The 14538-nt window shown below is 60.9% G+C and carries 12 protein-coding genes and 1 pseudogene; 9 read left to right on the top strand and 4 right to left on the bottom strand.

Annotation, left to right across the window (positions count from 1 at the left end; genetic code table 11):
- The first annotated feature begins 13 nt into the window (after window positions 1-13).
- The 4 genes from AC5RTE_RS14585 (at window position 14) to AC5RTE_RS14570 (ending at window position 5126) form a co-directional block, all read left to right on the top strand.
- Complete coding sequence (locus AC5RTE_RS14585; protein WP_494042095.1) at window positions 14-571, top strand: hypothetical protein; 558 nt, start codon at window positions 14-16, stop codon at window positions 569-571.
- Window positions 572-1347: 776 nt separating this feature from the next.
- Window positions 1348-1959: a hypothetical protein gene (locus tag AC5RTE_RS14580; protein ID WP_494042094.1), complete on the top strand. Its 612-nt coding sequence runs from the start codon at window positions 1348-1350 to the stop codon at window positions 1957-1959.
- A gap of 190 nt (window positions 1960-2149) precedes the next feature.
- Entirely contained in the window at window positions 2150-3418 is a 1269-nt protein-coding gene (locus AC5RTE_RS14575) for a spherulation-specific family 4 protein (protein ID WP_494042093.1), read from the top strand.
- A 283-nt stretch (window positions 3419-3701) separates the two neighbouring features.
- Window positions 3702-5126 (top strand): spherulation-specific family 4 protein, encoded by a 1425-nt coding sequence (locus AC5RTE_RS14570; RefSeq protein WP_494042092.1) that lies wholly within the window; start codon window positions 3702-3704, stop codon window positions 5124-5126.
- 167 nt (window positions 5127-5293) lie between these two features.
- On the opposite strand, the gene AC5RTE_RS14565 is transcribed toward AC5RTE_RS14570, so the two are convergent.
- The 4 genes and pseudogenes from AC5RTE_RS14565 to AC5RTE_RS14550 form a co-directional block, all read right to left on the bottom strand.
- Entirely contained in the window at window positions 5294-5647 is a 354-nt protein-coding gene (locus tag AC5RTE_RS14565; protein ID WP_494042091.1) for a hypothetical protein, read from the bottom strand.
- A gap of 8 nt (window positions 5648-5655) precedes the next feature.
- Window positions 5656-5829: pseudogene (locus tag AC5RTE_RS14560) on the bottom strand (ABC transporter ATP-binding protein); the annotation flags it as partial.
- An 18-nt stretch (window positions 5830-5847) separates the two neighbouring features.
- The gene (locus AC5RTE_RS14555; protein ID WP_494042090.1) at window positions 5848-6732 is read right to left on the bottom strand and encodes a Rieske (2Fe-2S) protein; all 885 of its coding nucleotides are present in this window, start codon (window positions 6730-6732) and stop codon (window positions 5848-5850) included.
- A 108-nt stretch (window positions 6733-6840) separates the two neighbouring features.
- Complete coding sequence (locus AC5RTE_RS14550) at window positions 6841-7140, bottom strand: putative quinol monooxygenase (protein WP_494042089.1); 300 nt, start codon at window positions 7138-7140, stop codon at window positions 6841-6843.
- Window positions 7141-7266: 126 nt separating this feature from the next.
- Between AC5RTE_RS14550 and glgX the strand changes: the two genes are divergently transcribed.
- The 5 genes from glgX (at window position 7267) to gcl (ending at window position 14533) form a co-directional block, all read left to right on the top strand.
- Window positions 7267-9480 (top strand): glycogen debranching protein GlgX, encoded by a 2214-nt coding sequence (gene glgX / locus AC5RTE_RS14545; protein WP_494042088.1) that lies wholly within the window; start codon window positions 7267-7269, stop codon window positions 9478-9480.
- A 600-nt stretch (window positions 9481-10080) separates the two neighbouring features.
- Entirely contained in the window at window positions 10081-10581 is a 501-nt protein-coding gene (locus AC5RTE_RS14540; RefSeq protein ID WP_494042087.1) for a hypothetical protein, read from the top strand.
- A 211-nt stretch (window positions 10582-10792) separates the two neighbouring features.
- The gene (locus AC5RTE_RS14535) at window positions 10793-11593 is read left to right on the top strand and encodes a hydroxypyruvate isomerase family protein (RefSeq protein ID WP_494042086.1); all 801 of its coding nucleotides are present in this window, start codon (window positions 10793-10795) and stop codon (window positions 11591-11593) included.
- A gap of 120 nt (window positions 11594-11713) precedes the next feature.
- Window positions 11714-12592, top strand: coding sequence for a 2-hydroxy-3-oxopropionate reductase (locus AC5RTE_RS14530; RefSeq protein WP_494042085.1), 879 nt, complete (start codon window positions 11714-11716; stop codon window positions 12590-12592).
- 150 nt (window positions 12593-12742) lie between these two features.
- Window positions 12743-14533: a glyoxylate carboligase gene (gene gcl, locus AC5RTE_RS14525; RefSeq protein WP_494042084.1), complete on the top strand. Its 1791-nt coding sequence runs from the start codon at window positions 12743-12745 to the stop codon at window positions 14531-14533.
- The last annotated feature ends 5 nt before the right edge of the window (window positions 14534-14538 follow it).

Genomic DNA, 14538 nt, shown 5'->3' with positions numbered 1-14538 from the left:
ATGGATCGCCCCCTTGTTTATGCGCTCGGGAAGGGTCGCTTTCCAGCACGGAAAGACGCCGTTCGATTTCGCCGAGTACGCGGTTCATTTCAAGGGTGACGGGGAGCATCTGCTCCCTAAAGATGCCACCTATTTGTCGGTCCAGCGCAAGATAGCGGTCCTCAACACGAGAAATCAGCTCCTCGAGGCGCGTCCAAGGGGATCGTTCACTGTCCTCGTGAGAAGTGTCGTCATGAGGGGTGTCGTCATGGTCGTGGTGCAAGTCGTAATGGTAATCGTGGTGGCCAGCGTCATCATGTCCCCCTTCGTCAGAGTGAACATCCGCGAAGGAGTCATGGTGCGTGTCGTCGTGGCCACTGTCTCCAAACGGCTCATCTCCGTGGGCATCAACATGTTCGTTGTCGATGAAACCAATATCATCGTGGCCGGCGTCGGAATGCGGATCGTCCCAGTGCAGGTCTTCGTGGTTGTCAGTATGGGGTGTGTCGATATGTGTGTCGTTATGGAAGTGATCCGTGTGGCCCCACGTGCCGTCAGCGCCACTGACGTCAAAGTGCAACGGTTGCCATGATGGTAAATCCGACCTATGGGGCCGACCTGGGCCAGGGGGCATGTGTTGGCCACCTCCTCCAACGCAATGGCAGGTGAGGGAGCCGGAGCGCTGGACGCCTCCCGCGCCGCTTCTCCCTTCTGGACGGCCAGATTGCCGGGTGACGAGCCTGCTGTCAAGGACCTGGGCTAGAGTTTAGGGGTTTCAAGCTATGTAAGATTTCTCTGCCTGATTCTCAGGGTCGGTAGCCGTCGGCAGCGTTCGTCTTGTGCTCGGAGTACTGTTGCGAGTTTGGGTCCGACGGAAGGGGGTTGCTGGGGCGCAGGCGTACGAAACACCTGACGGGTAATTCACGAATCACACCGAAAATCCACCGGCCTACGTGTTCCGATAACCGACGTTATGTAAGGTTAATCGCCTGAGGCAGGCTTATCCTATATACAGACCCATGTGTGGGGCTCTTGATGACCACTTTCGGGAAGTTTCCAAAGGTGGAACGAACGGTCGGGTGCCAGCAGGGCGGCTTTTGTCATGCTTTGGAGGACTTCGATTGCCCTAGCCGACCTGCTACAGCCCGCGCGAAACTGCAGGCGGAACAATTTCCAGTACTCCTCTCGCGTAGCGCCACGCCAGGCATCCGGCGTAGCTGGGTGCGCCTTGCGCTTTGTTCAGCGGCTAAGCTCCGGCAGCAGTAACGCAGCAGTAACGGCATTTGAAACAAGATGGGTTCAGTCGAGGCCACCGCAACATGATGGCCGCTAGCTAATTCCCTATTTGAACAGAACTTCGTTTTGTGGATGCAACAACTTATCCGTAACAGTAGCTTTACAGGAGGAAGCATGCCGCGCGTTATGGTACGACTTGATGATGTCGTCTGCTTTGATCCAGAAGAAGTCACCGGCAGTGGCGATGAATTCTATGTAGTAGGGGCAGTTTCGGACGGTGAACAATCCGAAGGCGTAGCAACGCTGCCAATTCAAATCGGCAAAAATGAAACTAAAGCCTTTGGCGTGGGTGGCGGAGTCGTGTTCGACAAAATGGTCGATAGCAATAGGGTATTGAAAATCGCCCTGACTGCTTTTGACGAAGATTCAGCCAAAGACTGGAGCAAACAGGGTCAAATAGTGGACCAAATTGCCAATGCTGTATCAGGCGGTCTTGCCACCATACCTAATCCCTACACCGCCGGTGCGGCCATTCTGGTGCCTTTTGTTGTTAAAATTGCCGGAGGCATTATTAGTCTTGACCAAGACGACAACCTTGGTTCATACACTCAGGATCTCCCGGTGTGGGCCTTACCTGTCGGCAGCAACCAGCGGGAATGGCAATTCAACGGCGACTGGGGAGGTGGCTTCCTTGGTTTCAGCAGGTGGAGCTACGCCCTGCGCTACACCGTCATCGTCGGATAATCACCGCTGGTTTTAGTAGCAGCCGGTCACTCCACAAGACTCTTTGCAGGCAGATAATTAGAACCTGTGGAGACCCTGGCCTCTCGGTTGCCTTCATGAGGACTGGCACCTTGATCAATGCCGTGCAACAGGAGCAGACACTCCCCGATTCCCGGACAAAAGATGTCCACCACATCGAAGGGTGACTAACGTGCTGAACCAGAAAATTGCTATTCCCACCTACTTCGATGCGGGTCCCGGTGGAGACGATGACTGGTCGGCTGCAGCCAGCGCAGGCCCGCTTCTTGCCCTCGCGATCATCAACCCTGCAAGCGGGCCAGGATACACCTCAAGCTACTTGCAGGGCGGGGCAAAACACGCCCAATACCAGCAACGCCTTGATCAACTGCACGCGGTTGGGACTGACGTTCTTGGCTATGTAACTACGAACTATCGTGACAGCGGGACGACTCCCGGGACGACTTCCGTTCAAGCGGAACATCGGTTCACAGTGGAAGCAGCGACGAATGTGGTCATGACCCGAAACTCATCCGGAGCAGTCAACCCGACAGGATGGACAACAGGCTTCGGACCCATTCGAGTTCGGTCTAAAGCGCTGCCAAGCGGACTCGCGCCGGATGCAGACTACTTCTGGATTGAAGTATCACCGACAACAGGAAGCTTCGCCACGTCACCAATGAACGCCACCGCCGGCCTCGCCGCCCCACTCAACTCCCCCGGCGACCCTGGTCCTGATAACACAAACCATGCCATGGGTTTGTCAAGGATTGCGGTGGACAACGTTATCTTCGAGATCGACACCTTCTATGCCCGTTGGCCGAATATCGACGGGATGTTCTTCGATGAAATGAACAACGCCGACGACGAATTAAACATTGCTTACTACAAGAAAATTTTCGACCACGTTCGCACTAAAGGCGGTAAAGCGCTGGTTGTACAGAATCCCGGCGCGACTTTCCCGGAGTCAATGATAGGTATTGCTGACACCTTCATGGCTTTCGAGTCTTCTAGCTCGAACTATCAGTCCTACGTCCCCCCCACTTGGCAGGTAAACTACCCTCCCACCAAATTTTGGCACGCCGTTCACTCTTGTCCTGATCCTCAGATGCCCAAAATAATTGAAACCAGTCGACAAAACAAAGCTGGCTACATATACGTCACGGACAGGGTCCACCCGGACCAAAATGTCTGGCTGCACATAGCTTCAAACTTCAGCGCTGAAGTCGCCAAAGTTGCAAGCGAGAACTCGCCACCGGCGGTGGAGATCGCCGTGCCCCACCTACAGGAACTGCGACCCGCCATGGCTGCCGACAAACTTCAATCCCTTGGCCTTCAGGCGGAATTCCGAGGGACGCAAGGACCCAACGCATGGGTGTGGAGGCAGTCGCCAAGGGCGGGCACAACGGTGGCTCGCGGGACGAAAGTTATTCTCCAGATCAGAAACGGTCCCATCCCCTAAATCTGCGTCCACGTATTCAGGAGCAGAAAGGCAACGCCTACCAAGCGCAGCGACAAGGGCAGCGACAAGGGCAGGTACGCCTAAGTGCCCCATCTAACCTAAGAGGTGCGCAATGAGCCTACTGGTCGAGAAGTTTTCAACTGCTGCACGTTCCGCCGCTAAATACCTGGGCCGTGCAGCCGCCCGGCGCATAACAAATTTTCCTATTTCCCTGCCACAGGCCCCAGTGGCCCTCCGGCCGTGGCCTTTGCGGCGACCGCGCACACTGCCACCGGGAGCACAATTGCAAAAACTGGCGGTGCCAGCCTTCTGGAGTCTGGACCAAGAGTTTCAGCCGTACTGGACGCAATTGAAAAATAGTGCCGGCGCACTAGCGATAACTGTCGTAGCGCAATATTGGCCAGACACCGCGAGAGGGAATCCTACCTTCAAGGCTGCAGCAAAGGCCCAAATAAACAGCCTTCCCGGTACAGTCCTGGGATATGTCAGCACCCGAAACGGCGGCCCCCACCTCTTAGCTCCCGACGAAATCCTCGGCGGACCAGCAAAACAGGACTGCGTTCAAGCCTGGTACGACCACTTTGGAACAGAGATCGACGGCGTGTACTTTGACGAGCTGGTGCTCCCCGATGACCCTGCATCCGTTGCCGCCGCTCAGACTCTGGTGGCTAAGTTCAAATCCGCGCACCCCACGGCAAAGGTCATGGTGCTTGCAGGGCAATGCGTCGATGACGCCGTTGTCGGCACAGACATCGACTTTGCGCTCCTCTGGGAAACAGATTATTCCGCCTATAAAGCAAATTTCACCGGCCTAATAGGCACCAGGAACACGCAGGTACCATCGTGGTGGAAAAACCCGTCCTATCGTCAAAGAATTCTTCACGTCGTCCATAACTGCGCCGAAGCAAACCGGCAGCACGCGCTGGGGCTTGCGAAGGAACGCAATGCCGGGCTGATGTTTGTAATGGATGAGCGCGGAAAAAATAGCTCAGGAGATCCAGTCTTATACGATCACCTTCCCCTATACTGGGACGCGGAAGTTCGCGAGGCAAACAGCTACTACGACTTCGGTTTAGACCCGGAAAGGGCTCTTCGCGCGGCACACCGATATGGCCGTTCCCAAGGATTTCTCACCGCGTGGCCAAACTTCGAACAGGCCTGGTACGGCGGAGAGCACAGACGGGGTACATGGTTGCTTAACCTGACCACTGACGCAGAACATCGCGACGTCCCCTTGTCCGATCTCACCGATCCATGCGCCGATCCTCAATACAATCCCGATGCGCTGCTGGATGAACACCCACACCTCTACGACGTTCCTGCCCTTTGGCGAGCATCGCATGCCTATGCTCAAGCTGTGGGCTACGAGACGGCAATTCCAACTTTCGAGCAGACAAGCCGTGGGAACGGCCCGGAGTACGGCATGGTCTTGTTCAAAAAAAACTTGCCCTGGCTGACAGCTACCAAGGTCCTACTAAACCAAACGTACGAGACCCCGACTTTCGCTGAACCAGGAGCCGTATTGCGCAACGTTGGGCGGGCAATCGGCTCCTCAGGAGGAGCCAAAGGCGCCGTTTGCACTTTCACCCCGGACAATTTGGCCCAACCGCGCGGCCGAGACAACTTCTTCAACTGCTACGTCTTTGGACCCGACGCCCCTGTTCTGTGGAGGGACGTCCCAACCGAGACCTATATCAGTCTGCTTTGAAACGCATGCCCTCCCGCGGAGGAGCGTGAACGTGGCAAATTACCATGCTGTCGTCTCTAGTGGAGCTGCGACTTCCTGTACCCAAGCAGATCCTTCTTGTTTTGTAGCAGCTGATTACGGAATAAGCCCAATCCACTGACCGGCGAGCAACTGTTTGGTATGCAGCATCATCCGGTGATGACCTGGATCAATTGCTGCAGGCCTGGCACGACCTGTTGGCCGGCGCTCTTTCCTGCTGCAGAACCAAGTGCGGTAGCTAAAGCTAAGGCCGCTTTTGCAAGCAAACTTTCCTTCACAGGTTCTGGCTTCTCGGCCTCCGCGCGTATCGCAGCTACCTGCTCTGCGAGCCCAGGGTCGGCTTGCACGCTCGCTTCAGTCTCAATTTCCGCCAGTTTCGCGAGTACAAGTTGGCGGTGATCGTCGTTGAGGGTCTGATTCACGGTGGCTGTATTGTGGTCACCCTGCTGGATGGCTCCTACATTGCCCTGCACGTGGTTGCCGTAATTTCGGTAGTCGTTCATGGTCCCATGTCGGTGACGACGTCGTAAAGCTTCGAGGCGGGCAGGATGCCCTCGTAGCTGACCCGGTAGACGGTGCCGCCGAACTGCTCCTGCACCTCCGAGACGGTCCCGTAGGCGCGGGCGGTGCCGTCCTTAAGCAGGATGACCCGGTCGCAGAGCCGCTCGACCTCCTCCATCTGGTGACAGTCTTCTGGATTCTCCTAGTCCGCGCCGGGGAGGTTCACTTCCACGAGCCCGCCGGTGACGCGGGTTGCGAAGCGCGGTTGCCGCGCTGTGGCTGGCCCCGCCTGCACCTCGCCCGAACGGAGCGAAAAGGTACTGCCGTGCCACGGGCACACGACGCAGGGATCGCCGTCGTTCTTACTGCCATCCTTGAGTTTGCCCTCGTGGAGCGGACCGGCCAGGTGGCTGCAGACGTCGGACAGCACGCTGACTGTACCCGCCTCGCGGAACACCACGAGCGGGAGTCCGGCCACAACGCGCTTGTGCAGCTTTCCTTCGGGCAGGTCTTCCAGGGGCGCGAGGGCCTGCCAGCCGCTCGGGAAGCGATGCAGAACGTCCTCAGTGTGGTTCGCGCCGGCAGCCTGCCGGTAGCTGAGGTGGCCGCCCAAAAAACCGCCGAAACCAACAATGCCGAGGCCCAGGTACGCGAGCACCTTGCCTGCACCCTGCTGCCCGTTTGCCCGCGCCACCAGCGACGCCCCGTAGAGGCTCGCGGCAGTGATGTTGGCGGCGGCGTGGACCAATCCCACCCGCTGCTGCTGGCTGTGCAGCTGGGACCAGTCCATAAAACCTGCCACCGCCGAAGGCAACGCGGAGGCGGTTCCGACGCCGATCAGTACGGTGGCGGCCCGCGTGTTGCCGGGGAGCGCATCCAGGACGGCGGCGGAAATCCAGGATCCCAGGGGAACCTGGACTGCCAGGGGATGAACCGGGTGGCCGATGGGCACCCCGTGCAGAATGTCACGGGCCCACTGCGGGCGGACCGTGCGCTTCACTAATTTCCGGACCTTCTTCGCCACGGGATCCAGCCAGTCGGCATCTTCCAGGCGGGTAACAAGTTCAAGTGCAGGCAGCGGTTTCATGTGTCTCCCTTACCCCGTTCGTCAGTGTGCACACACTGGTGTCCAGTCGATGCCGGTCAGCCTAGTTGCTGGCGGGCGGAAGAGACAGGGGCGCCCGCGGGAGACGGTTCAGCGAAGCGGGGATCCGAGCACTGTGAACTGGCTGCCGCCCATCTCCCCCGAGAGCAGCGGCATCGCCTCGCTGATCGCTGCCCGAACGCTGTCCAGCTGCAGCGAGGCCCGGTGCGCCTCCGGCGACTCCCACAGCTCGGACACAAATACCGTGTCCGGCACCTCATCATTGACGCCCACCTCGTACAGCAGGCAACCGGCTTCCTTCAGGCCCTCCATGGGCCGGAGCAGGATGGACACGACGGCGTCGCGCTGGCCGGGCCTGGTTCCAAGGCTTCCAACATTCGCAAAAGTCATGAAAACAGTGTGCAGCACGCGGGTGGCGTACCTGCGAAGGCGGGGCCCGCCGTCGTGCGCGCATCTCCCTTTCCAGAAAGAGGGACACCTCTGTGATTCGATGGAGTTCTTTGGAGGGAGGCGGGCATGGAAGTCTGGACGGGGAGCCCTTATCCGCTGGGTGCCACCTATGACGGCAGCGGCACGAATTTCGCGGTGTTCAGCGAAGCGGCGAGCGCGGTGCAGCTGTGCCTCTTCGACGAGGACGGCGCTGAGCAGAGGATCACCCTGGAAGCAGTGGATGCCTTCGTCTGGCACTGCTACCTCCCGCATGTCCTGCCCGGCCAGCTCTACGGATACCGGATGGAGGGCCCGTATGATCCAGCCCGTGGGCTCCGCTGCAACCCGCACAAACTGCTGCTGGATCCCTACGCCAAGGCAACCAGCGGTGACATTGCCTGGGGCCAGCCGATGTTTTCCTACAACTTTGGCGACCCTTCCTCGTTCAACACGGAAGACTCCGCTCCCAACACGATGAGATCCGTGGTGATCAGCCCGTTCTTCGACTGGCAGCACGACCGCCCGCCGCGGACCCCCTACAGCGACAGCCTGATCTATGAAGCCCACGTGAAGGGCCTGACGATGACCCATCCGGAGGTGCCGGAGCGGGAACGCGGCACCTATGCCGGCATCGCCCACCCCGCCGTCATCGAACACCTGCAGAAGCTCGGCGTGACGGCGATCGAGCTGATGCCCGTCCACCAGTTCGTCCAGGACAGCACGCTGAAGGACAAAGGCCTCAGCAATTACTGGGGCTACAACACCATCGGCTTCTTCGCGCCCCACGAGAGCTACAGCTCCAGCACCAAACCGGGGCAGCAGGTGCAGGAATTCAAGGCCATGGTCCGCTCCCTGCACGCCGCCGGCATCGAAGTGATTCTCGACGTCGTCTATAACCACACCGCGGAAGGGAACCACCTGGGGCCAACCCTTTCCTTCAAAGGCATCGACAACCAGGCCTACTACCGGCTGGTTGACCACGAGAAGCAGCACTACCTGGACTACACGGGCACCGGTAACACCATCAACGTGCGCCACCCGCACGCCCTGCAGCTGATGATGGATTCCTTGCGGTACTGGGTGCTCGAGATGCACGTGGACGGGTTCCGCTTTGACCTCGCCTCCGCGCTGGCGCGGGAGTTCTACGACGTGGACCGGCTGTCCAGCTTTTTCGACCTCGTCCAGCAGGATCCCGTGGTGTCGCAGGTGAAGCTCATCGCCGAGCCGTGGGACGTTGGCCCCGGCGGGTACCAGGTGGGGAACTTTCCGCCCCTCTGGACCGAATGGAACGGGAAGTACCGCGACGCCGTCCGCGACTTCTGGCGGGGCGCACCTGCCACGCTTGGCGAGTTTGCCTCCCGCCTGGCAGGCTCCTCGGACCTGTACGAAAGTTCAGGACGCCGGCCCGTGGCTTCCATCAACTTCGTCACGGCGCACGACGGATTCACCCTGCGGGACCTGGTGTCGTACAACTCCAAGCACAACGACGCCAACGGAGAAAACAACAACGACGGCGAGTCCCACAACCGCTCGTGGAACTGCGGCACAGAGGGACCCACCACTGACAGCGGCATCCTTGCCCTGCGGGCACGCCAGCAACGCAACTTCCTCGCCACGCTCCTCCTTTCCCAGGGCGTTCCCATGGTGTTGCACGGCGACGAACTGGGACGCAGCCAACTGGGGAACAACAACGTTTACTGCCAGGATTCGCCCCTGTCATGGATTAACTGGGAAGAAGCCGACCAACCCCTGGTGGAGTTCCTTGCCGCCGTCACCAGGTTGCGCCGGGAACACCCCACCTTCCGGCGCACCAGGTTCTTTGAAGGCAGGCCCGTCATGCGCGGTGCGGGCCAGCCGCTGCCTGACATCGTCTGGCTCGACAAGGATGCTTCGGCCATGGGACCCGGAGACTGGGACAACCCCCTCGCGCGGGCACTGGGGGTGTTCTACAACGGGGCCAGCGTTGGCAAGGACCACCGTGGCCGGGTTATCCACGACCACAACTTCCTGCTGTTCTGCAATTCCGGGGACGAGCCGGTGGTCTTCACACTGCCCAGCGCCGAGTATTCGCCCAGCTGGGAACAACTCATCGATACCGCAGGTGAGCACGCGGGCACCGGCCTCCTTCATGCCAGTGAAACGGTAGAACTGGTGGGGCAGTCGCTGCTGGTGCTTCGGTCCTACACCAGCCCGCCGGAAAAGCCCGACCACTCTGTCACCGCCTCGCTGGCCCTGCTCGCCCGCCCCGGTCCAGCCGTCCCGCCGACAGCGGTCCCGCCGGGGGCGAAGGAGCTGCCCTAAACCGTGCTAGTTTTGGCACCGCCGCGTCTGGCGGTGGCCAAACCTGAAGCGGAATGCTTCACATCAGTGCGTGCATCCCGTGTCGTCGTGGCCGGCCCAACGAAGCGGCGCCCAGGAATTCGACGGCGACGAACGGCTGGTCCCCCACCACCCACTCGTCGTGGCCGGGAGGGCGCATAGGTGTCGTTCGCGCGGATAGTGGACCTCGCGCGTCGGCCGTTTCAATTTCCAGCACGCCGGAGATGCAGTAGCCCCTTGCTCCCGGCGCACACGCGTTCACCAGCCTCTGCTGGCGTATCTCCAACCAGAGCCTGCGGCACCTGAAGTCAGTGGGGGGATTTGAGGCCAAAGAAGGGTAGTCCCGACCCTAGCGTCGGGCGGAATTGCGGGCGCAACATATTACTACCGGACCCCGAAAACGGGTCCGAAGCCGCGCCCCACACATTAGCCGGGCGTGCTGTTTGAAAAATGGGACGGGCAGCTGCGGCCGCCAGACTGAACAATCGCGACACGCTCAGCCGCGTGGTTTCATGCTGTCCAAAAACGAGGACTCGCACCCTCACAAAAAATGGTGAATCGCATCCTTACAGGAGCAAAAAAATGTCAATTACTCCCTCAAAGAGCCGTTCGATCCGGGCAAAGATCGCCCTGGTTCCGGCCCTCTCATTAGGTCTGCTCGGCGGGGCAATGGCTGGCCCTGCCCAAGCCCATGACGACTACAGGCATGGATACACCCATGGCTGTTGGGTCAAACCGCTGGATCCCAAGGATCTCCGGGGCAACAGGGTCGACTTCAAGATCAAAGTCGATTGCGACGGCGAGAAGTCTGTCCAGATACGCCAGCTTCGCTACGAAGACGAGGACGGCCCGCGGCGCAGTGACGACTTCCTCGGACACTCGCACTTCTATGTGAAGTTCGAAAAGCACGACGGTGAAAAGACCCTTCACAGTGTTGACCGCGTGCGCAACCTTGACCGCAGGGGCGCAGAAGAGGTCTACCATCTCGTGTCATTCCGTGTGAAGGACCACAAGGGCCACTGGTCCGACTGGTCGAAGTGGTCCGACTGGAAGAAGAGCGAGGTAGTTAAGGTACGCCGCTAAAACACGCAGATCTTCATATAGAAGGATTGGCGCACGGGAGCCAGGGGCACATGCCCCTGGCTCCTTCGTGTGTACACGCGCTCTTGACGCACCGGCACCTCCTTCCCTACACTTTTCATAAAGCAGAATCTAAATTCCACAAAGCGGAAACCGACAAGATGCCGGGAAGCACAGGAAGATAGATCAAAGCCCCTCCTCGGAAGGACCTACGATGACGTACACAGTGAACTGCTCCATCCTCCTCACGGAGCTGCCCCTGCTCGAACGCCCCGCAGCGGCGAAGGCAGCCGGCTTTGACGCTGTCGAGTTCTGGTGGCCCTTTGAAAGCTCCGTCCCCTCCGATTCGCAGGTCGCCGCATTCGAAAATGCCATCCAGGACGCAGGCGTTCAACTGACGGGCCTGAATTTCAACGCCGGCGATATGCCCGGCGGCGACCGCGGCCTGGTGTCCTGGAAGGGCCGCTGCTCGGAGTTCAAGGACAACATCGACGTCGTCGCGGGCATCGGCGGGCGCCTGGGTTGCAAGGCCTTCAACGCCCTCTACGGCAACCGGCAGGACGAGTTCACGCCCGAAGAACAGGACGAACTGGCGCTCAAAAACCTTGCCGCAGCTGCGGAAGGCGTCGCCCGGATCGGCGGCACCGTCCTCCTCGAACCCGTCAGCGGTGCGCCGAAGTACCCGCTCCTCACGGCTGTTGACGCACTCAAGGTCATCGCCCGCGTCAAGGCGGAGACCGGCGTCGGCAACATTAAACTCCTCGCCGACTTCTACCACCTGTCCGTCAACGGCGACGACGTCGAAGCGGTCATCGAGAACCATGCCAAGGACTTCGGCCACATCCAGATCGCCGATAACCCCGGCCGCGGCGCCCCCGGCACCGGCACCCTCCCGCTTGGCGAGTGGATCGCCCGCAGCCGCGAACTTGGCTACGACGGCTGCATCGGCCTCGAATACAAGCAACCGCAGGAAACGGCCTTCAGCTGGGCCATCCGCCAGCACGCCACGCAATAGTTCCCCGGCCCGCTCAACCAGGTAGCACCAACTGTCGTTCTGGCCCGTCAAAACGGCAGTTACTGCTACCTCGTTGGGCCCCGGCCGCCATTAATCACAGACTTCAGAAAGAGAACCATCATGAGCAACGTTGCTGTTATCGGACTCGGAATCATGGGCCTGCCCATGGCCATCAACCTGGTTAAGGCCGGCCACACCGTCACCGGCTATAACCGCAGCCAGGACAAGATCGACAAGCTTGTCTCCGAAGGCGGCAAGGGCGCCACGAGCATCGCGGACGCGGTCAAAACTGCCGACGTCGTGATCACCATGGTCCCGGACTCCCCCGATGTTGAGGGTGTAGTCAGCGGCAAGGACGGCGCCTTCGCGAACGCCAAACAGGGCACCTTGTGGATCGACGCTTCGAGCATCCGCCCGGACGTAGCCAAGCGCCTCGCCGACGACGCCCGCGAAGCAGGCATCCGCCCGCTGGACGCCCCGGTCTCCGGCGGCGAACAGGGCGCCATCGACGCCGCACTCTCCATCATGGTGGGCGGCGAAAAGGAAGACTTCGAGGCCGCCTCCGATGTCCTGAACGCCGTCGGCAAAACCATCGTCCACGTGGGCCCCTCCGGCTCCGGCCAAACCGTCAAGGCTGCAAACCAGCTGATCGTCGCCGTCAACATCGAGGTCCTCGCCGAAGCCATCGCCTTCCTCGAGGCCTACGGCGTGGACACGGACGCCGCGCTCAAGGTCCTGGGCGGGGGGCTCGCCGGCTCCAAGGTGCTGGACCAGAAGGGCCAGAAAATGCTGGACCGCAACTTCGACCCCGGCTTCCGCCTCGCCCTCCACCACAAGGACCTGGGCATCGTCACCTCCGCCGCCCGCGAAGCCAACGTCGCCGTCCCCCTCGGCGCCGTCGTCGCACAGCTCGTCGCCGCCACCGTCAACCAGGGCGACGGCGGCCTGGACCACTCCGGCCTCTTCAAGCAGGTCCTGAAGCTCAGCGGCCGCGAGTAACCCCCGGCTTAACCAACACAAATTTGGACGCCCTGACCACCAGGGCTTCCTTCAGCACACCCTCCCCACCCGCCCCCTAACCTCCCAAGCCCGGTCAGGGAACCCTGCGGGCCTGGGCCCACAGACTTTCAAGCTTTCAAGGAGTACACCATGAGCAAGATGCGTACCGTTGATGCAGCGGTGGCCATCCTGGAGAAGGAAGGCGCCATTGAGGCGTTCGGCCTGCCAGGCGCCGCGATCAATCCCTTTTATTCCGCAATGCGCGCCCACGGCGGCATCCGCCACACCCTGGCCCGCCACGTTGAGGGCGCCAGCCACATGGCGGATGGCTTCAGCCGCGCCAAGGACGGCAACATCGGCATCTGCATTGGCACCTCCGGCCCGGCCGGAACGGACATGATTACCGGCCTCTACGCCGCATGGGCCGACTCGATCCCCATGCTCTGCATCACCGGCCAGGCTCCGGTTGCCAAGCTGCACAAGGAAGACTTCCAGGCCGTGGACATCGAGTCCATCGCCAAGCCCGTCACCAAGATGGCCATGACCATCCTGGAACCCGGCCAGGTTCCCGGCGCCTTCCAGAAGGCCTTCCAGCTGATGCGTTCCGGCCGTCCCGGCCCCGTGCTGCTGGACCTGCCCATCGACGTGCAGATGGCCGAGATCGAGTTCGACATCGACACCTACGAGCCCCTCCCCATCGAAAAGCCCAAGGCCTCGCGCAAGCAGCTGGAAAAGGCCCTGGACATGCTCACCGCCGCGCAGCACCCGCTGATCGTAGCCGGCGGCGGCATCATCAACGCCGGCGCCTCCGCACAGCTGGTGGAGCTGGCCGAAATCCTGAACGTTCCGGTCATCCCCACCCTGATGGGCTGGGGCACCATCCCGGATGACCACATCCTGATGGCCGGCATGGTGGGCCTGCAGACCTCCCACCGCTACGGCAACGAAAACTACCTGCAAAGCGATTTCGTGATCGGCATCGGCAACCGCTGGGCCAACCGGCACACCGGCGGCCTGGAGACCTACACCGCCGGCCGGAAGTTCGTGCACATCGACATCGAGCCCACGCAGATCGGCCGGGTGTTCTCGCCTGACCTGGGCATCGCGTCCGACGCCGGTGCGGCGCTGGCGGGGCTGGTTGAGCTCGCCAAAGAGCGCAAAGCGGCAGGGTCCCTGCCGGACTACAGCGCCTGGGTTGCCGAGTGCCAGGAGCGGAAGGCGAGCCTGCACCGCAAGACCCACTTCGAGAACATTCCCATCAAGCCCCAGCGCGTGTACGAGGAAATGAACAAGTCCTTCGGCCGCGACACCATCTATGTGTCCACCATCGGCCTGTCGCAGATCGCCGGGGCACAGATGCTGCACGTGTTCGGACCGCGCAGGTGGATCAACGCCGGCCAGGCCGGTCCCCTGGGCTGGACCGCCCCGGCAGCCCTCGGCGTCGCACGTTCCAACCCGGACCAGACCGTGGTGGCCCTCTCCGGCGACTACGACTTCCAGTTCATGATCGAGGAACTGGCAGTGGGCGCGCAGTTCAACCTCCCGTACATCCACGTGGTGGTGAACAACTCCTACCTGGGCCTGATCCGCCAGTCCCAGCGCGGTTTCAAAATGGAGCAGAACGTGTCCCTGGCGTTCGAAAATGTCAACAGCGCGGACCTGTCCGAAAACGCACGTGGGTACGGGGTTGACCACCTCAAGGTGGCCGAAGGGCTCGGCTGCAAGGCCGTCCGCGTGGAGGACCCCAAGGACCTCGCCGCCGCCTTCGACAAGGCCAAGGCACTCATGGACGAATTCCGGGTTCCGGTAGTGGTGGAAGTGATCCTGGAAAAGGTCACCAACATCTCCATGGGTGTGGAAATCAACGCGGTAAACGAGTTCGAGGAACTGGCCGGCTCCGCTGCCGACGCCCCCACCGCCATCCTGGCCCTGCAGGCCTAGACAGG

Source organism: Arthrobacter sp. K41 (assembly GCF_059089645.1).
This window is presented reverse-complemented; position numbering and strand designations above follow the sequence as displayed.

Coding starts and splice junctions, on each gene's coding strand:
- AC5RTE_RS14580 (WP_494042094.1), top strand. CDS start 1,348: ATGCAACAACTTATCCGTAACAGTAGCTTTACAGGAGGAAGCATGCCG.
- AC5RTE_RS14565 (WP_494042091.1), bottom strand. CDS start 5,647: ATGAACGACTACCGAAATTACGGCAACCACGTGCAGGGCAATGTAGGA.
- AC5RTE_RS14555 (WP_494042090.1), bottom strand. CDS start 6,732: ATGAAACCGCTGCCTGCACTTGAACTTGTTACCCGCCTGGAAGATGCC.
- AC5RTE_RS14550 (WP_494042089.1), bottom strand. CDS start 7,140: ATGACTTTTGCGAATGTTGGAAGCCTTGGAACCAGGCCCGGCCAGCGC.
- glgX (WP_494042088.1), top strand. CDS start 7,267: ATGGAAGTCTGGACGGGGAGCCCTTATCCGCTGGGTGCCACCTATGAC.
- AC5RTE_RS14540 (WP_494042087.1), top strand. CDS start 10,081: ATGTCAATTACTCCCTCAAAGAGCCGTTCGATCCGGGCAAAGATCGCC.
- AC5RTE_RS14535 (WP_494042086.1), top strand. CDS start 10,793: ATGACGTACACAGTGAACTGCTCCATCCTCCTCACGGAGCTGCCCCTG.
- AC5RTE_RS14530 (WP_494042085.1), top strand. CDS start 11,714: ATGAGCAACGTTGCTGTTATCGGACTCGGAATCATGGGCCTGCCCATG.
- gcl (WP_494042084.1), top strand. CDS start 12,743: ATGAGCAAGATGCGTACCGTTGATGCAGCGGTGGCCATCCTGGAGAAG.